General features: G+C 72.7%; 18 protein-coding genes. 8 read left to right on the top strand and 10 right to left on the bottom strand.

All coding sequences use genetic code 11. The features are described 5' to 3' along the window. The first annotated feature begins 66 nt into the window (after positions 1–66). The 6 genes from hisG to AB0I49_RS10525 all read left to right on the top strand — a co-directional run bounded on the left by hisG (position 67) and on the right by AB0I49_RS10525 (position 5,586). The gene (gene hisG, locus AB0I49_RS10550; RefSeq protein ID WP_363226482.1) at positions 67–945 is read left to right on the top strand and encodes an ATP phosphoribosyltransferase; all 879 of its coding nucleotides are present in this window, start codon (positions 67–69) and stop codon (positions 943–945) included. A 188-nt stretch (positions 946–1,133) separates the two neighbouring features. Then, the gene (locus AB0I49_RS10545) at positions 1,134–1,658 is read left to right on the top strand and encodes a hypothetical protein (protein ID WP_363226481.1); all 525 of its coding nucleotides are present in this window, start codon (positions 1,134–1,136) and stop codon (positions 1,656–1,658) included. Positions 1,659–1,923: 265 nt separating this feature from the next. After that, positions 1,924–3,321: a hypothetical protein gene (locus AB0I49_RS10540; RefSeq protein ID WP_363226480.1), complete on the top strand. Its 1,398-nt coding sequence runs from the start codon at positions 1,924–1,926 to the stop codon at positions 3,319–3,321. 79 nt (positions 3,322–3,400) lie between these two features. Continuing rightward, a complete protein-coding gene (locus tag AB0I49_RS10535) occupies positions 3,401–4,180 on the top strand; it encodes a GNAT family N-acetyltransferase (RefSeq protein WP_363226479.1) in 780 nt (259 codons plus the stop codon). A 32-nt stretch (positions 4,181–4,212) separates the two neighbouring features. Then, entirely contained in the window at positions 4,213–5,007 is a 795-nt protein-coding gene (locus AB0I49_RS10530) for a maleylpyruvate isomerase family mycothiol-dependent enzyme (RefSeq protein WP_363226478.1), read from the top strand. A 135-nt stretch (positions 5,008–5,142) separates the two neighbouring features. After that, entirely contained in the window at positions 5,143–5,586 is a 444-nt protein-coding gene (locus AB0I49_RS10525; RefSeq protein WP_363226477.1) for an SRPBCC family protein, read from the top strand. Positions 5,587–5,713: 127 nt separating this feature from the next. Here the strand turns inward: AB0I49_RS10525 and AB0I49_RS10520 are convergent, their stop codons facing one another. Beyond that, positions 5,714–6,454, bottom strand: a complete 741-nt coding sequence (locus AB0I49_RS10520; RefSeq protein ID WP_363226476.1) for a metallophosphoesterase family protein — start codon at positions 6,452–6,454, stop codon at positions 5,714–5,716. 172 nt (positions 6,455–6,626) lie between these two features. Further along, complete coding sequence (locus AB0I49_RS10515; protein ID WP_363226475.1) at positions 6,627–7,238, bottom strand: hypothetical protein; 612 nt, start codon at positions 7,236–7,238, stop codon at positions 6,627–6,629. Positions 7,239–8,030: 792 nt separating this feature from the next. Between AB0I49_RS10515 and AB0I49_RS10510 the strand changes: the two genes are divergently transcribed. Continuing rightward, the gene (locus tag AB0I49_RS10510; RefSeq protein ID WP_363226474.1) at positions 8,031–8,852 is read left to right on the top strand and encodes a hypothetical protein; all 822 of its coding nucleotides are present in this window, start codon (positions 8,031–8,033) and stop codon (positions 8,850–8,852) included. Between the two features lie 107 nt (positions 8,853–8,959). Here AB0I49_RS10510 and dhaK read toward each other — a convergent pair whose 3' ends face one another. The 8 genes from dhaK to AB0I49_RS10470 form a co-directional block, all read right to left on the bottom strand. Then, entirely contained in the window at positions 8,960–9,952 is a 993-nt protein-coding gene (dhaK, locus tag AB0I49_RS10505; RefSeq protein WP_363226473.1) for a dihydroxyacetone kinase subunit DhaK, read from the bottom strand. A 212-nt stretch (positions 9,953–10,164) separates the two neighbouring features. After that, on the bottom strand, positions 10,165–11,451 hold the full coding sequence (locus AB0I49_RS10500) for an MFS transporter (RefSeq protein WP_363226472.1): 1,287 nt from the start codon (positions 11,449–11,451) through the stop codon (positions 10,165–10,167). 108 nt (positions 11,452–11,559) lie between these two features. Further along, positions 11,560–12,231, bottom strand: a complete 672-nt coding sequence (locus tag AB0I49_RS10495; protein ID WP_363226471.1) for a TenA family protein — start codon at positions 12,229–12,231, stop codon at positions 11,560–11,562. A gap of 295 nt (positions 12,232–12,526) precedes the next feature. Continuing rightward, a complete protein-coding gene (locus AB0I49_RS10490) occupies positions 12,527–13,411 on the bottom strand; it encodes a BtpA/SgcQ family protein (RefSeq protein WP_363226470.1) in 885 nt (294 codons plus the stop codon). Then, positions 13,408–13,752 carry a hypothetical protein gene (locus tag AB0I49_RS10485; protein WP_363226469.1) on the bottom strand — a complete coding sequence of 115 codons (345 nt, stop codon included), beginning with the start codon at positions 13,750–13,752 and terminating at the stop codon, positions 13,408–13,410. Before AB0I49_RS10485 ends, AB0I49_RS10490 begins: the two co-directional genes overlap by 4 nt. A 1-nt stretch (position 13,753) precedes the next feature. After that, the gene (locus AB0I49_RS10480) at positions 13,754–14,485 is read right to left on the bottom strand and encodes a hypothetical protein (RefSeq protein WP_363226468.1); all 732 of its coding nucleotides are present in this window, start codon (positions 14,483–14,485) and stop codon (positions 13,754–13,756) included. Then, entirely contained in the window at positions 14,482–15,414 is a 933-nt protein-coding gene (locus AB0I49_RS10475; protein ID WP_363226467.1) for a carbohydrate kinase family protein, read from the bottom strand. The genes AB0I49_RS10480 and AB0I49_RS10475 overlap by 4 nt, the downstream gene beginning before the upstream one ends. Beyond that, on the bottom strand, positions 15,411–16,163 hold the full coding sequence (locus AB0I49_RS10470; RefSeq protein ID WP_363226465.1) for a GntR family transcriptional regulator: 753 nt from the start codon (positions 16,161–16,163) through the stop codon (positions 15,411–15,413). Before AB0I49_RS10470 ends, AB0I49_RS10475 begins: the two co-directional genes overlap by 4 nt. A gap of 340 nt (positions 16,164–16,503) precedes the next feature. On the opposite strand from AB0I49_RS10470, the gene AB0I49_RS10465 reads away from it, so the two are divergent. Continuing rightward, positions 16,504–17,379, top strand: coding sequence for a carbohydrate kinase family protein (locus tag AB0I49_RS10465; RefSeq protein WP_363226464.1), 876 nt, complete (start codon positions 16,504–16,506; stop codon positions 17,377–17,379).

Below are 17,379 nucleotides of genomic sequence, written 5' to 3'. Positions count from 1 at the left end.
CGAAGCCCCCGGCCCGGACGGGTCCCGGGCCCGGCCGGCGGCCACAGGACGACGAACGGTGATGACATGGTGTCTCTCGCACTCCCCACGGGCTCTCTCGAAGAGCCGACGCTCGACCTGTTCCGGGCCGCCGGCCTGGCGGTGCGCAAGAGCTCACCGCGCGCCTACCGCGCGCGCATCGACTACCCCGGCGTCGAGCGCGTGGTGTTCTTCAAACCCCGCGAGATCCCGCTGATCGTCTCGGACGGGACCTTCGACTTCGGCGTCACCGGCGCCGACTGGATCGAGGAGACCGGCGCCAAGGTCGAGGTCGTGCACACCTTCGGGTATTCGAAGACGACCGACACCGGCTGGCGCGTGGTCCTCGCGGTCCCCGCGGACCACCCCGCGCGCAGCGAGCACGACCTCGGCCACGGCGCGCGGATAGCCACCGAGTACCCGACCATCGCGCAGGACCACTTCGAACGGTTGGGGCTGCACGCCGAGGTGATCCACTCGCACGGCACGACCGAGGCGAAGATCCCCGAACTGGCCGACGCTGTCATGGAGGTGGTGGAGACCGGCTCCTCGCTGCGCCAGAACAACCTGCGCGTCCTGAGCACCGTCCGCAGATGCGGGGTGAACCTCGTCGCCAGCCCCGCGGCCTGGGCCGACAGCTCCCTCCGCGCCGCGATCGAGACGCTGGCCTCGCTGCTGCGGGCCGCGCACGCGGGGGCGGCGCACCTGATGCTGACCGTCGTCGTCCCGGCGGAGCGCTGGCCGGAGGTCGAACCCCTGCTGCCGGCCCGCTGGTGGCGGCTGGGCGGCGGCGGATCCGATCCCCGACAGGTCGTCGTGCAGGGAGTGTTCAGGAAGAACCGGATCGCCGTGGCGATCGCCGGACTGACGCGGGCGGGCGCGGTGGAGATCGTGGAGACGCCCATCGGAAAGCTGGCGTCGGCATGACCTGAGACCGGCCCGGCAGCCGCCGGACAGCACATGTCCGCCAATTTGCGCACGTGTCACGGCGGCCCTCACGTCACCCACCTGCCCCAATCTCCTGTGGCTGCTGGGGCGTGTGGCCGGTCCTGTGCGGTGGGGGGAGCGAAAAGACGCGGACCTCTCTACGCTCCCCGGCCATGTGCAGAACAAAAATGAGACAGCTCGGTCTGTCCGCCTTAATCGCCCTTGCCCTCGGTCTGTTCGGCCTCGGGCAGCCCGCCTTCGCCGCCGCCGCCGACAACCCGCCGATCACCTTCACGGTCGACAAGCCCACGGCGACGCCCGGTACCACGGTCTCCATCACGATGACCTTCACCAACCCCGAGGCCACGTACGTACAGTTCGCGTACCAGTCGCTCCAGCCGACCTGGGAAACCGTGAGCTACGGCATGAAGTTCAACTTCCTCACCTGTAAGGGTGACGCGGGTGTCTGCGAGCCCGGCGGAGCGGTGAACTACACCGCGCCCATCGCGCCCGGAGCCAGCCGCTCGGTCACGATGACCTACCAGGTCGCCGCCGACTCGCCCTGCGTCGGCAACGGCACCATCGGCTTCTACGCCTACCTGCACTACGAGTTCGACAACGGGAAGAACGCCAAGGACGGCAGCTACTTCTCCCCGACCACCGCGGTGCAGTGCGCGCCCAGCGGCGCCCAGGCGGTCCACAGCAACGCCTGACCGCGGCCGCGGAACCGGTCAGCCGATCACCCGGTCGAGCGGCGGTCATGCATCAGGACCGATGACACAGCACGGATGAAACAGCACCGATGAACGACGAAGAGGGCGGCTCGGACGGTTTCCCCCGCGATGACGGCGACCATCGCGGGAGCGGTCCGGGCTGCCGAACCCGGCGCCCCGGCGGCCGGGCGTTCGCTAGCCTGTCGTCTCCTCACACCACATCCGCGCAGCGCTTCCCCCGGGAAGCAGTCGAGGAGCGTAAGGCATGCAGCGAGCGGTCGTCCTGGGCGGGAGCATCGCCGGGCTGATGGCGGCACGGGTCCTCAGCGACCACGCCGACGACGTCGTCATCGTCGAGCGGGACGGACTCGGCCCGGCGGACACCGGACGCCCCGGCGTCCCGCAGATCAAGCAGTTGCACGTGGTACTGGAGGGCGGCCGCCTCCAGATGGAGCGCTGGTTCCCCGGTCTGACGGCGGAACTGATCGCGGACGGCGCCGTACCGAGCGACGGCGACGCCATCGAGCACTACTTCGACGGCGTGCGCAAGGTGCCCGTGGCGGAAGAGACCACCATCGGGCTGACCCGCCCCTTCCTGGAAGGACGTATAAGGGACAGGGTGCTGGGCAGGGACAACGTCCGGCTCGTCCCCGGCCTCGTACGGGGCCTGCTGTTCGAGCGCGGCAGGGCGCGCGGCGTCCGGTTCGCGCCGCGGGGCGCCGAGGACGCGAAGGAGACCGAGACGCTGACGGCCGACCTGGTGGTGGACGCCACCGGCCGCTCCAGCCGCCTGGAGCACTGGCTGCGGGACGCCGGCTGGCAGCCGCCCCGGCTGGACCGCATGCGCATCGACCTCCGGTACACCACCGCCCTCTTCCGGCGCGGCGACGAACTGCCCGGCGTCGCCGTCGTGCAGTCCCTCTCCAGCCCGGCGCCCGCAGGCACGCCGCAGCAGGACTTCGGAGTGGTCGCGGAGGTCGAGGGCGGCCGCTGGATGGTGGTGCTCTCCGCGTACGGCCAGCCGCCGAACCGGGACGCCGCCACGTTCGTGGAGCGGGTCCGCGACACCCCCGGCGCGCCATTCGCGGAGATCGCCGCGTGCAGCCTGGACAGCGACATCGAGACATACCAGATGGCCGACAGCCGCCGCCGCACCTTCACCGGCCTGGGCCGCTTCCCGGCCGGGCTCGTCGTGGTGGGCGACGCCTTCGCGTCCTTCAACCCCGTGTACGGACAGGGCATGTCGTCCGCCGCGCTGCACGCCTCCTGCCTGTCCGCGTTCCTGCGCTCCGGCGAGCGGCTGGACGAGCCCGCCTGGGGGTACTTCCGGCGCGCCGAGGTCGTCGTCGACGCCGCCTGGGGCCTGTCCACCCTCGGCGACCTGGCCATGCCGCACGTGACGGGGCCCTACCCGCGCGGCTACCGCTTCACCAGCTGGTACGTCGAGAAGCTGGGCATCGCCTCCATGACCGACGCGGAGGTCAACCGCCGCTACCTCGCGGTGGCGCACATGCGCGAACACCCGCGCGTACTGACCGGGCCCAGCACCCTGTGGGCGGTCGCCCGGACCCTGCGGGCGACTCGCCGCCGAGCCCCGGTCCCGCCGCAGCGCTCCGGCTCCGGCTCCGTAGCGAACCGGCTCCGTAGCACACCGGCCTCGTAAAGCACCGGCCCGGCCCTCCGGCGGCGCGCCGGGCCGATAACCGGTTGCCGCCCCCGCCGCTCGGTGCTGAAGTGCGGGGATGGACGAGAAAACGGTACTGGTCACCTTCGACCGGGAGATGCGGCGGGACGCCCGGCCGGACGGGCCGGGCGCCCGCGTCGAGCGGACCGGCGGCGTGGTGCGGCAGGTCGGCGCGGACGGGCACGGGTGGAGCGCGGTCCTCTGGTCGGACCTGACCGAGGACACCGCCGACCGCGCCATCGCGGAGCAGGTGGAGTACTTCGCCTCCCTGAAGCGGGAGTTCGAGTGGAAGCACTACGCCCACGACCGCCCCGGCGACCTCGGCGAGCGGCTCGCCGCCGCCGGACTCGTCGCCGAGCCCCCGGAGTCCCTGATGGTCGCCGACGCCCGCGACCTGCCCACCGACGTCGTCCTGCCGGACGGCGTCGAACTGCGTGCCGTGACCGACGAGGCCGGCGTCGACCTCATGGCGGACGTCCACGAGCGGGTATTCGGGACGGACGTCACGCGGCTGCGGAACGCGGTGCTGACCCGGCTCGCCGAGGACCCCGACTCCATCGCCGCGGTCGTCGCCATGGACGGCGACGAGCCGGTCTGCTCGGCGCGGATCGAGTTCAACCAGGGCACCCGGTTCGCCGGCCTGTGGGGCGGCGGCACCCTGCCGCGATGGCGCGGCCGCGGCATCTACCGGGCCCTCATCGCGCACCGCGCCCGCCTCGCCGCGGAGCGCGGCTACCGCTACCTCCAGGTCGACGCGTCGGACGAGAGCGCCCCGATCCTGCACCGGCTCGGCTTCGCCCGGCTCAGCGTCACCACCCCCTACGTCTACCAGCCGTGACCGAGCCACCCGGACCGTCAGGAGCGTGACCCATGAGCCGCCTGAGCCTCCAGCGCTACGCCGCCGAGATCATCGCGCAGACCGACCTCCTGAGGTCGGCCGTCGAGGGAGCGGACCACACGGCGCCCGTGCCCACCTGCCCCGACTGGAACCTCGGCCGGCTGCTGCGGCACATCGGCGCCGCCCACCGCTGGGCCGACACGATCGTCGCCACCCGGGCGACCGGGCCCGTACCCCACGACCGGCTCGACGACGACACCGCCTATACGGACGTGGCCCCCGGCGAACTGGACGGCTGGCTCGCCGAGGGCGCCCGCAGCCTGGCGGGCTCGCTGTGCGAGGCCGGGCCCGACGCGGCGGTGTGGACCGTCGCGCCGGGCGGCACCCCGGTGTTCTGGGCCCGGCGCATGACGCACGAGACGCTCGTCCACCGGTCCGACGCGGCCCTGGCCGCCGGTGCGGAGTTCGCCGTCGCCGAGGAGACCGCCCTCGACGCGCTCGACGAGTGGATGGAGTTCGGCACCCTGCCCCAGGTCCTCGAACCCGGCCCCGGCGGGCGGGAGTTGCTCGGCCCCGGCCGCACCCTTCGTCTGCACGCCACCGACGCCCGGCCCGGGGAGGCGGACCGGCTGATCGACCTCACCGCCGCCCCCGTCACCTTCACCCGCGCGCCGGGCCGGGCCGCCGTCACCGTACGCGGCCCGCTGACCGACCTGGTGCTGGCGCTCTACCGCCGGCCCGCCCGCGGCAAGGGCGTCGAGATCATCGGCGACGCCGCGCTCTTCGACCTCTGGCTGGAACGGACCGGGGCCTGGCTCCAGGAGTGAGAGCCGGCCGCTACCACAGGCGGCCCGACCCGGTCGAACCGCCGCCTGCGCCGCACCCGGTCCTGCCATCATGGGCGTCCGCACGGATCAGCGGACCACGCGGCGAACGACCGCACACACAGCGAAGGCAGGCTGATGCCCGAAACTTGCGCCAGCGCCGTCATCCCGGCGGACGCCCCCTCGGTCTGGCGGGTGGTCAGGAACTTCGACGGCCTGCCCGACTGGCACCCCGCCATCGCGCACAGCGCCCTGGGCGACGGCGACGCCCACGATCGCGTCGGGAGCGTACGCACCCTACGGCTCGGCGACGGGAGCACCGTCGTCGAGACGCTGCTCTCGATCGACGACCAGCGGCGCGCGATCACCTACGAGATCATCGAGAGCCCCTTCGCCATCCGCGCCTACCGGTCGACGATCCAGGTCTCGCCGCTCACCACCACGGGCGAGTCCTTCGTCATGTGGTCCGTCGGGTTCGACTGCGACGCCCGCGACGCCGAGCGCCTGGTCGCGCTCTTCCGGGACGACGTCTTCACCGTCGGACTGCGCGGCCTGGCCGGATACTTCGCCCGCACTCCATGACGCCAGGGCCCTCGTGCCCGGCCGCCGCCCGCACTCCTCACTCCCCGTCGACGTCCCACGACGGACATGAATCGTGCAGCGTACACGCGGGTCCGAGGCCGCCGGGTGGCCGTCGGGCGCGGTTCGCTCAGGCGCCCCGTCCGTCGAGGGGGCCGAACACGCCGATCGCCTCCTCCGCCGAGGCGCGGGCGTTGACGTAGGCGTCGGCCCACTCGGCGGCGCCGGGGAAGGCGGACTCGGCGGCGATACGGGCGCAGGCCGCCGCGTAGTCGTACGGGGTGCGGCGCAGCTCGACGCCGGGCCCCAGGAGGGCCCAGTGGGCGCCGGGACGCCCGTACGGCATGCCGACGCTGCCGGGGTTGACGACCATCCGGCCGTGCGCGATCCGGGCGTACGGCATGTGGGTGTGCCCGCAGACGACCGTGCCGACGCCCTCGTCGACGGCGGCCATGACCTCGGCCCAGCGGGCGGCGCGGGAGTCGACGAGGACGATCTCCTCGTCGTCGCGCGGCGTCGCGTGGCAGAACAGGACGCGGCCGAGGCCCTCGATCTCCAGCTCGGCGCCGGCGGGGAGGGCGGCGAGCCGGGCGGTCTGCTCGGGGCGGAGCCGGCCGGCGGCCCAGGCGCTGACGGGGTCGGGGGACGGCTCGTCCTGGACCAGTTCGCGGTCCGCGTTGCCGCTGATCCACAGGGCCCGTTCGCCCAGCGAGTCGAGCAGGTCCAGGGTCTGGACCGGGAGCGGACCGGCGGCTATGTCGCCGGTGAGGACGATCCTGTCGGCGGCCCGGACGTCGGGCTCGGCGAGCACCGCCTCCAGCGCGGGGAGGACGCCGTGGATATCGGACAGGACTGCGACACGTCGGATCATGGGGGTGAACGTAATCGCGTCCGGCGGTGCGCGGCAGGCGAGTTCACCGCGGGCGCAAGAGGCCGAGGACGCCCCGGGCGACGCGAGAGGCCGCGGGGTTGGTCAGGCCCCGCGGCCCGTCGCGCCGCCCGAGGAGATCCGGCGCACCGGAGCACCGGCGGTGCGGCCGAGGTCAGGGGTGGTACTTCTCGACGACCTTGGTGGCGACGCCGCTCTGCAGCGTGACCCGCACCGTCAGGGACCCCATCTTGGCCGCCTTCTCCAACTGGGCGCCGGTGCACTTCGACGTGCCGTATCCGGTGCCGTCCACGGTGACGTTGCCGTTGGACGCGCAGATCGCCGCCGCCCCGAGCACCTTGGTGTCGCTCCTGACGGAGAACGCCTGCTCCATGCCGTCCTCCGGGGTCACGGTCAGCTTTCCCGGCGCGAGGTACTTGAGGACGCCGACCCAGGTGCCGTCCACGCCCTTGCCGTCCTCGCCGCTGCCGACCACGCCGCCGTTGACGCCCGCGCCGGCGTGCGAGCCCTGGCCGGAGCCCGCCCCCTGCTTGTCGCCGCCCGCGCTGCCGGAGGAACCGGAGCCGCCCGACGGCCCCTTGCCGGTGCCTTCGCTCCCGCCGGACCCCGAACCGCTGCTCCCAGTGGCGGCGGACGTGCCGGCGGGGGGCGCGGCGTTGCCCTTCCCGTCGTCCTGGCAGGCGGTGAGCGAGAGCGCGGCGACGGCGATCAGCGACGCCGCTGCGACGCGGCGCGTGCGGCGGATTGTGTTGGCGGCGAGCGACATGAGGTTCCCCCGAGTTGTCCGGTCGTACTGTGCTTTCGGTGGTACGGGTTCATCCTTCGGCAAGCCGTTGGCGAACCGCTAACGTCACACTAACGAAAGGCGGCCGGGGTTCTCCGGGCAGGTCCGCGACAGCGGTGCGGGGGAACGAATTCACCTGGAATGTGGGCACGTTCTTCATCATTCGACCTTGGAGCCGGGGGCGCGGCACGGCTCAGTGGTGCAGACCAATGCAGGTCAGCGCGGTGGAGCGGGGGACGCGAGGCCGGCACCGGAGAATGCTCCGCCTTCCGCTCACAACTCGCCGCTCGCCGCTGACTTTTCCGTGAAGAATGCGCTCACCGGAAAACGGTCGACCACCCGAAATCGCGGAGTCGTACCGGTCGGTGCAGAACGCAAACAGTGTCGGGAATTCGACCGTTGGGCGGGAAAGCCGCATTCGGCGGAGCCGGGCGGCGTCCGGCGCGATTCTCCCGGCGCGTCCGCCCGGACCCGCCGTCCGGCGCGGACCGACGGTGCGAATGGCCGTGCATCTGGCCAGTTTGCGAGTCGCCGCCCACCGCGCCGCACGGACCCGCGGCCGTCCGCCGCCGGACCGCCGCCGAGGAGGTAACGCGAGGTCGGGCGCGGGCCAAGCGCCCCGCGCACCTGCCCCGGGCAAACGGAGCGCGCCGGATTTCCGCGCACGCCGTCCGGGCCCGTGGCCGGTTCGGGACCTGCCCGCTATCGGCCCCGCGCGCCCATCCGATAGACGTTCATGCTCGACAGCCCACCCCACATCCGGGAGGTACGTCCATGACCGCAGGCAGGATCAGCGCCGCTTCGGGGAAGACTCGGTTCGACGACATCTACGACGCCCCGGACCCCCGCGCGTACTTCCGTCGCCTCGCCCCACTGGACTACGAGATCCCCCACCACGCCCAGGAGGTCTTCCGCCGCACCCGCGCCGAGCGCGCCGCGGCCGCCGGCGGCCCCGTGACCGTCCTCGACCTGTGCTGCTCGTACGGCATCAACGCCGCACTCCTCAACCACGACCTCACCCTCGGCGACCTGTACGCGCACTACACCGGCCCCGAGGCCGAGGCGCTGACGACGGCCGAGCTCGTCGAGCGCGACAAGGCGTTCTACGCCGCGCGGCGGCGCGCCGACGCCACGCCCGCCATCGGACTCGACACCGCCGAGAACGCCGTCCGGTACGCCCTCGCGGTGGGCCTCCTCGACCAGGCGTACGCGGAGAACCTGGAGCGCGTACCGCCGAGCACCGCGCTCGCCGGCGCCGTCGCCCGCACCGGACTGATCACGGTCACCGGCGGCATCGGCTACATCACCCACCGCACCATCGACGCCCTGCTGGACTGCGCGCGCACCCCGCTGTGGGTGAGCGCCTTCGTGCTGCGCACCGTCGCCTACGGGCCCATCGCCTCCAGCCTCGCCGGGCACGGGCTCGCGACCAGGCAGGACCTCTCGCGCACCTACCCGCAGCGGCTGTTCAGCGACCGGGCGGAGCAGCTCGGCGCCCTCGAACAGGTGCGGCTGGCGGGCGGCGACCCGACCGGCCTGGAGACTGAGGGCCGCTACCACACGCGGCTGTACCAGTCCCGCCCGTACCGGGACTGACGCCTGCCGGCGGCGGCCCCGGCCACTCCGCCGCGGACCGGCCCGCACCCCGGCCGCGGCAGACCGCCCGCCTTCCGGAGCCCTCGGGGCTCAGCGGCCCGTACGGCTCAGCGGCCCCAGCGCAGTCCCGCCGTCTGCACCGGCGCGTCCCACAGGCGCAGCATCTCCTCGTCGGCCTGGCAGATCGTCACCGAGGCGCCGGCCATGTCGAGAGCGGTCACGTAATTGCCGACGAGAGTGCGGGCCGCGACGACGCCGCGCTCGCCGAGCACCCGCTGCACCTCGGCGCTGAAGCCGTACAGCTCCAGCAGCGGCGTCGCGCCCATGCCGTTGACCAGCACCAGGACCGGCCCGGTGGGCGCGAGGTCGGAGAGCACCGCGTCGACCGCGAAGTCGGCGATCTCGTGCGAGGTCATCATGGCGCGCCGCTCCCGGCCCGGCTCGCCGTGGATGCCGATGCCGAGCTCCAGCTCGCCCTCCGGCAGATCGAAGGTGGGGCCGCCCTTCGACGGGGTCGAACAGGGGCTCAGCGCCACGCCGAAGCTGCGCGAGGACTCGTTGACGCGGCGGGCGATCGCCTCCACGCGCTCCAGCGGAGCGCCCTCCTCGGCGGCGGCCCCGGCGATCTTCTCCACGAACAGCGTGGCGCCGGTGCCGCGCCGCCCCGCCGTGAAGAGGCTGTCGGTCACCGCGACATCGTCGTTGACCAGCACGCTGGCCACCTGGATGCCCTCGTCCTCGGCGAGCTCGGCGGCCATGTTGAAGTTGAGGACGTCGCCCGTGTAGTTCTTCACGATGAACAGCACGCCCGCGCCGCTGTCCACCGCCGCCGCGGCCCGCACCATCTGATCCGGCACCGGCGAGGTGAAGACCTCGCCGGGACACGCCGCGTCCAGCATGCCGGGGCCGACGTACCCGCCGTGCAGCGGCTCGTGCCCGGACCCGCCGCCGGAGACCAGCGCGACCTTCCCCGCCACCGGCGCGTCCCGCCGTACGATCACCCGCTTCTCGACGTCCACGGTGAGGTCCGGATGGGCGGCGGCCATGCCCCGCAGCGCGTCCTCCACCACGGTCTCGGGAACGTTGATGAGCATCTTCATGCGGGTCTCCTCGGGCGCTGCGATCGGCGCCGGCGCCGACGTGGTGCCGGTGACCATATGGGTTACTTAGTGTGACAGTGCCAGGATATGCCGAGGTGCTCGAACGGTCGCAAGCCATGGGGGCCGGGGGCGCATCGGGCTCGGGCCGCCGCCGTACGGGCTCGTACAGGGCGATCGCCGCGGCGTCTACGGGCCGTACCGCGGCCGGGGCGTCAGCCGACCTCGGCGGGGCGCGGGCCCGCGACCTCGGCCGGGGACGGATCCTGCGGCGTGGTCCTGTTGAGGAACACCGTGAGCAGGGCGCCGATGATGTAGCACGCGCCGAACACCCACATGGTGCCCTCCACGCCGATCGGCGTCAGGCAGAGGCCGACCAGCGCCGGGCCGGCCGCCGTGCCGAGGCCCGCGCCGAGGTTCAGCCCGGCCATGGCCGCGCCCGTACGGCGCGGGGCGATCTGCGGCATCAGGGCGGACATCGGGGAGAACCCGGCCAGGCAGGCGCAGAACAGGCTGCCGATGAGCAGGGACAGCCAGAAGCTGTGCGTGGCGGTCGGGACGTAGTAGAAGGCGACGGTGGTGACGGCGCACCCCACACAGCCCATCCAGCGGAGCACGGGCGTGACCCCGTACTTGTCGCTCCAGTAGCCGGCGAGCAGGTTGAAGCCCAGGTTCACCAGGTACATCACGGAGTAGATGGTGAGCCAGTCGCCCAGCGCGAACCCGAGGGTCTTGGTGAAGTAGACCGGCAGGAAGACCGGGAAGCCGAACTGCGAGACGCCGTTGATGACCCGGACCATCCCCGCCACGGCCACCCGCGGCTCCTGCCAGAGCACGGAGACGCCCTTGACCAGGCCGCGCAGCGGGTTCTCCTCCGGGCGTTCGATCGGGCGGTTCCCGCCGGGTGCGCGGACCCGCATCCCTATGGCCGCGCCGATCGCGATCACCAGCAGGGCCGCCCACAGCGTGGGCAGCGGACCGATGACGGCGATGGACTCCTTGGCGATCAGCGGGCTCAGCGTGGAGAAGCCGGCGATGTAGGCGAACCAGAACCAGCCCACGGCCACGCCCAGTTTCTCCGGGTGCGCCGTCCGCACGATCCACATGAGGAACCCGTACGCGAACAGCGGATACCCGAAGCCCCGCAGCCCGTAGCAGACGAGCAGCATCAACGCGGAGTGCTGCGTCACCCCGAACGTGACGAACAGGACGTGGAAGACCACCCACACCGCGACGCCGACCGCCATCAGGCGGCGCGGGCCGAAGACGTCGGAGAGGGCGGCGGCCATCCACGCGGACACCCCGGCGGTCACGCCGTAGAGCGTGAACATCAGCGCCACCTGATGGGAGGGGAAGCCCTGATCGTTGAGGAACGCGGACAGGTAGCCCTGTTCGACGCCGTCGCCGATCATGAAGAACGCCAGAGCCAGATACCCCGCTGCCAGACTTCGCGGAATGCCGATCCTGTCGAGGATGTTGCTGTGTTCGCTTGCGTCCGGCATCGCTCCACCTTCCGTGTTTCTACGAGCGATCAGTAGCGGTGGCTGTCATCAGTCGGGCAGTCAGGCCAGGTCAAGTTGGTCGGGTCGGGCAGCGGGGTGTCGCGGCCGCTACTCGACATAGGCGGCGTCGTGGAAGCGGATCTCCGCGGCGAGGACCTTCCCGAAGACCGTGACCAGGTCAGACGCGGTCTCGGGCAGGATCTCCAGCGCGTCGATCTCGGCCTCCAGGAAACGCACCTGCGTGGTGAAGGGCTCGACGGTGTGCAGGTGCACCCAGTCCGCGACCTCGGCGCGCGCGGAGGGCGAGCGGACGGCCGCGCCGCACCAGTTCTCGTACAGCGACTCCGCCGCGTACATGCACGTCACGATGGCCGGGTAGCCGAGCGCGTCGGCCGCGTCGAGGACTTCCTCGGTGAGGACCGACGCCTGCTCCTGGGCGCGCGGGCCGACCTCCGGGACGCCGGTGGTCTCCAGCGCCCGGGTGAAGTAGTCGTACTGATCCGTCACGAGAGCGTGCAGCGTACGGGCGTGTCCGGCGAGCGCCTCCGCGCTGGGCGCCTCGCGGACGGCCGCGCCCGCCAGCCGGGCGGCGGTGTCCACGAACTCCCGCTCGAACAGCAGATACCGCGCGAAGACGGTGTCGCCGATGGTGTCGTCGGTGACCTCGCGGACGAACCGCATGGCCCGCGCCCGGTCCCATACGTCCGCGTTCCGCTCCTTGAGGGCCGCGCTGAGGGGGCCGGGCGGCGCCGACCGCGCATGTGTGTGCCGCGCTTGCATAAGGGGGTACCTCCGCTGTCGCTGCCGGACATCGCCGGTGTGGGAGAGGGGTCCGGCGGCCGGGCCGGAGGCGGCCCGCCGCGTCGGCGCGGTTCCCCGGCCGGTGCTGTCACGGCCGGAAGGGAGTCATCGCCGCCGATGAGAACCCTGTCGTTCTGTTGGCGGCCGGCGGCCGCGGCGCGGCCGCCGGCGGGGCTGGTGGGCCGTCCCCGTGCCGGGCCTCGTGGGCGGTCGGGGAGGGCGGTGGTTCCGTACGGCCCACCAGCGGTCTTTCAGCTGTCGATCGTGCCGCTGATCACGGCAGTTGGTAGCCCGCGCGCTCGGCGTGCCGGGTGAACTCCCGGACCTTCGCCTGGTCGACCCGGCCCCACCAGCGGCCGTTCTCCTTCAGGGAGGAGGCCACGATGGCGCCGTGGCACAGGGACAGCAGCCGCTCGGCGTTGTTCTCGGTCATGCCCGAGCCGATGATCACCGGCAGCGAGGTGGCGTCCATGATGCCCCGGACCTCGCTCTCCGCGGCCTCGTCGCCGGTGCGGCCACCGGTCGCGATGAGCACGTCCGCGTCGAAGAACTCGTTGTCCTCCGTCTGCTCGGCCAGGCTCCGGTCGGCGATGATGGAGTGCGAACCGTGCTTGACGTGCACGTCCGCGAACACCTTGAGCTGCTCGGCGCGGAGCGTCGCCCGGTACCGGGTGGCGGCGGGGGCCAGCCCCTCGATGAAGCCCTCGTTGGCCACGTAGGCGTTCGCCCACTGGTTGACGCGGACGAAGGACGACTGGGCGGCCTGGGCGGTGGCTATCGAGCAGTGCGCGCCGTTGGCCAGGACGTTCACGCCGACCGGCAGGCCGGCCTTTTCGCGCACGTGGTCGCCGATCACGGCCAGGTTGGCCGCGGTCTCGAAGCCCTGGTCCTCCGGCTTGGGGAAGGGCAGGTCCCAGGCGTTCTCCACGATCAGGCCGTGGACGCCGCCCTGCTGGTACGCCTTCGCCTCCTCCACGGCGAACTTGACGATGTCCGCGATGGACTCGCCGCGGTAGTGCGGGCTGCCGGGGAGCGGCGGGCAGTGCACGACGCCGATGACGACGCGCTCGGTGCCGAAGATCGAGGTCAGCGCCGACTCCTTGGGCGGGAAGACGCCTACCGTTCGCTCGCCTGCGGTGCTGTCGACGGGGTTGTTCATGATGTCCTTTCCATTGCGCCAGGTGCGGACCCGATGGCCGGGCCGGCCAGTCCCACCTGGTTCGAGAATTCGAAGCAGCTGGTGTATCCGGCGGTGACCAGCCGGGACCAGTGATCGAAGGCCTGCTCGGGGGTGGGGAAGAACCAGATCTCCACCTCGGAGAAGTCGCTCTGCCCCCGGACGTGGTACGCGCCGACCCGTCGTCCGCCCAGCCGCTCGGAGGCGTCGCGCTCCTTCTGGAACGCCGCCTCGTGCCGGGCCCGGACGTCGGGTTCGAGCTCGAACCACGTGGTGCGGGGGAGGGAGTAGTGCAGCCAGAGAGTGTCGTTCGTGTCGCTCATGTCATGTCCTCTGCAAGGCGTCCTCGAGCCGCGTACGGCGGCCGATGTAGTGGCGGGACGTGGTGAACTTGAAGTCCGCCACGCGGGTGTGCTCCCGCATCGCCGTCTGCACCATGGCGACGCCCGGCACCCGCCACACCCCGACGTGGTCCCACTCGCTCGCGCCGTCGAGGCGGTGCCGGCCGGCGATGGCGGCCCCGGCCGCCACGTCCGCGGAGAACGCGACGTCGCACTCCAGGTCGTACTCGCGCCGCTGCTGGGCGGAGGCGGCCTGCCAGGCGCTGTTCCACTTCCAGAGCGCGAAGAACGCCCAGTCGTCCTCGGGCCGGGACGCGGGGCCGACGACCGGCAGGAACTCCCGCGGCCCGAGCAGCCATTCGGTGCGCAGCGCACGCGACCAGCCCGCCTCTTCGAGGGCGAGCGTCCCGCGCAGCGCGGCCGACGGGGTGGGGGCCTCGAACATGCCGACGAAGTCGACGTCGTGGGAGAACCCGGTGGCGTACACGGTGGGGGCGTCCGCCGTCTCGTGCCCGGTCTCCTCGCCCGCCAGGATGCGGTCGACGGAGAGCCGCCAGCCCTCGGCCTTCAGGGCGTCGAGCCGCTCCATGACCGGCCGCAGGGCGCTGTCGGGGTTGTCGACGAACGGGGCGCGCAGTCGGGCCAGGAACAGGACGGCGCACCGCTGTCCCGGAGCCGCCTCGAAGACGTCCGTCTCCTCACTCAGCAGCGTCATGCGCTCCTCCTCTCCGTCAGCTCGGCCCGCGTGGCGTACGAGAGGTGGCCGCCGAACCCGGAGCAGCTGTGGGAGGCCGCCGCCACCGCGTAGCGCAGCGCGTCGAGCGGGTCGCCGGAGTCGAGCATCATGCCGACGAACGACCCGGCGAGGCAGTCGCCCGCGCCCGTCGTGTCGACCACGGGGGCCGCACCGGGGGCGACGGGGACGGTGACCTCCGCCGCGCCCGGCGTGCACCAGCGGGCGCCGTGCGAGCCGTCGGTGAACACCACCGAGCGGGCGCCGAGACCGAAGAGCACCTTGATCGCGTCGGGCCCGATGGCCCGCGCGGCGTGCGTGTTGCAGAACACCGTGGCCGCGCCGTCGATATGGTCCGCGAGCGTCTCGATGCCGTCGGGGAACGTCGCCGGCTCCAGGTCGATCGACCAGGGGACGCCGCTCTCGGCGCACCGGGCGATGACGGCTCGCGCCGCGGCGGGGTCGTAGACCGCGGTGTGCAGCCAGCCCGCGCCGGCCAGGGAGAGCTCCCGGCAGACGGCCTCGGAGGGGTACATGCGGACGCCGGGCACGAGGATGAGGTGCTTCTCGCCGTCCTCGGCGATGGTGATGACGGCCCGGCTGGAGGGGCCCGGCACCACCTCGGGCCGGAAGTCCACGCCGAGGCCGCGCGCCTGCTCGGCGCACTCCCGGCCGGCCGCGTCCGTTCCCACGGAGCTGACCAGCGCCGTCGGCGTCCCGGTGAGGGAGCAGGCGACGGCCGCGTTGGTCACCACGCCCCCAACCGAGTCGGTGAGGTAGTCGCTGACCACCTTCTCGTCGGCGGCGGGCAGGGAGCCCACCCGGAGCGTGGTGTCGAAGACGGTGTCCCCGACGAAGACCGCGGTCCTGTCCGGGGGGATTGCGCTGTTCGGAGGTGAGGCTGTGTTCATGGGCGAGTGAGCTCGATTCGGAAGCGGTATCTGTCGGCCCGGTATGTGATCACCACGTACTCCAGGGGGACGGCGGTCGCGGAGAGCGAGCGGCGGCGCGCGATCAGGATCGGAGCGCCCTTGGCGACGGCCAGCCGCTGCGCGAGCTGCGCGTCGGCGACGCCGCCCTCGATGTACTCCTCGCCCGAGCTGATGCGCGTACCGGTGGTGCGCTCGATCCACTCGTAGAGGGAGGAGTCCCGCAGCGCCGCCTCGGGCGGCGGCGTCGCGGGGTCGACGGCCCGCGGCGACAGCCACGAGACGCTGGAGGCGATGGGCTCGTCGTCGGCGAGCAGCACCCGGTCCACGCAGACCGCGTCGTCGCCCTCGGTCAGCCCCAGCTCCTTGGCGACCTGCGCCGGAGCGGGCAGCACGGAGACGGCGACCAGCCGGTAGCCCGGCGCCAGGCCGCGGGCCCGCATGTCGTCCGAGAACGAGGCCAGCAGGTTGAGCGGCTGTTCGACCTTGGGCGGCAGCACGATCGTGCCCTTTCCGGACCGCCGGCTCACCAGTTGGTCGCCCTCCAGCTCGTTCAGAGCGCTGCGGGCGGTGGTCCGGCTGATGCCGAAGCGCCGGGTCAGCAGCGTTTCGGACGGCAGCGCGTCACCGGCGGTGAACTCGCCGTCGGCGATGGCCGACCGCAGCAGTTCGGCGATCTGATGCCACTTCGGTACCGGGCCGTCCACCAGGTCTTCGTCATCCCAAGCCATGCCGAAAGTATCCGAACGTCATGACGTTTGGTCAACGGGTCCGCTCCATTGACTTTGTGTGCATCGGTGATCGCCCAGCGTTGCTCCCCGTACCCCGTTGACGTTCTCGCCGGAGCGCGCTTACGGTGCATCACCACGGCCCGGATCCGCTGCTCAGAGGCGGCGCGACCGCCGGGCGACCGGCCCCCGGGCGGCCTTGATCCGTCGGCGGCCGGGTGTTTCAGGACCGCACGTCGCTGCCTGGTCCCGCGCTGTCCCGGCCCGCCCGCGCGGCGGCCGGCCCCCGCGGCCCGACGGGCTGCCGCGCGGCAGTTCCACAGCGAATGGGGTGCCCTTTTTCATGATCGTCTTCTGTGGGTACGGCAACAGCGACCTCACCGTGAACGTGCCCGCCCTCCCCGGCGCGGGCGACCGGGTGCAGGCGCTCGGCATCGAGCGCCACGACGGCGGGATGGGCGCGAACGCGGCGGCCGCGGCGGCGCGGATGGGCGCCGACTCCCGGTTCGCCGGGGTCGTCGGGCCCGACGCGCTGAGCACCGCCTTCCTGGACGGCCTCGGCGCCGAGGGCGTGGACGTGGCGTGGACCTCCCGCGGGGGCCGCCTCACCACCGCCGTCATCCTCGTCACCCCGGACGGCGAGCGCTCCGTCATCAGCGAGGACGACGAACTCACCGGACGCCACGTGGCGGAAGTGGTGCGGCGGTGCGCCGAGGCCGGCGGCGGGTGGCTCTACCTCGACGGCTACCGCTTCCCCTGGGCGGCGGCCCTCCTGGACGGCGCGACGGGCGTCCGCACGGTCGTCGACCTGGACGGCTGCGAGAGCGCCGAGGCGGCGCGGGCCGCCCTGTCGGCGGCGGAACACGCGATCATCGGACGCGCGCAGGCCGAACGGCTCCTCGGCCCGGACCTCGGCGCGGTCGCCGTGTCGAACGGCACGCATCTCCTGGTCACCGACGGCGCCCGCGGCTGGCGGCTGCACACGCCGGACGGCGGCACGCGGGACGGAGCCGCCATCGAGGTGCGGGTCCGCGACGCCACCGGGGCGGGCGACTGCTTCGTCGGCTGCTACCTCGCCGAACTGGACCGCGGCGCGGAACCGGCCGCCGCCGCGGCCTTCGCCTCCGTCGCCGCGGGCCTGTCCTGCACGGGCCCCGGCGCCAGGGAGAGCCAGCCGGACCGGGAGGCCGTCACGGCGTACCTCGCGCGCGGCGCGTAG

The organism is Streptomyces sp. NPDC050617, assembly GCF_040654795.1.
In the GTDB taxonomy this organism is placed as follows: Bacteria; Actinomycetota; Actinomycetes; order Streptomycetales; family Streptomycetaceae; genus Streptomyces.
The sequence above is the reverse complement of the archived record's forward strand: the minus strand, read 5'-3'. Positions and strand labels throughout refer to the sequence as shown.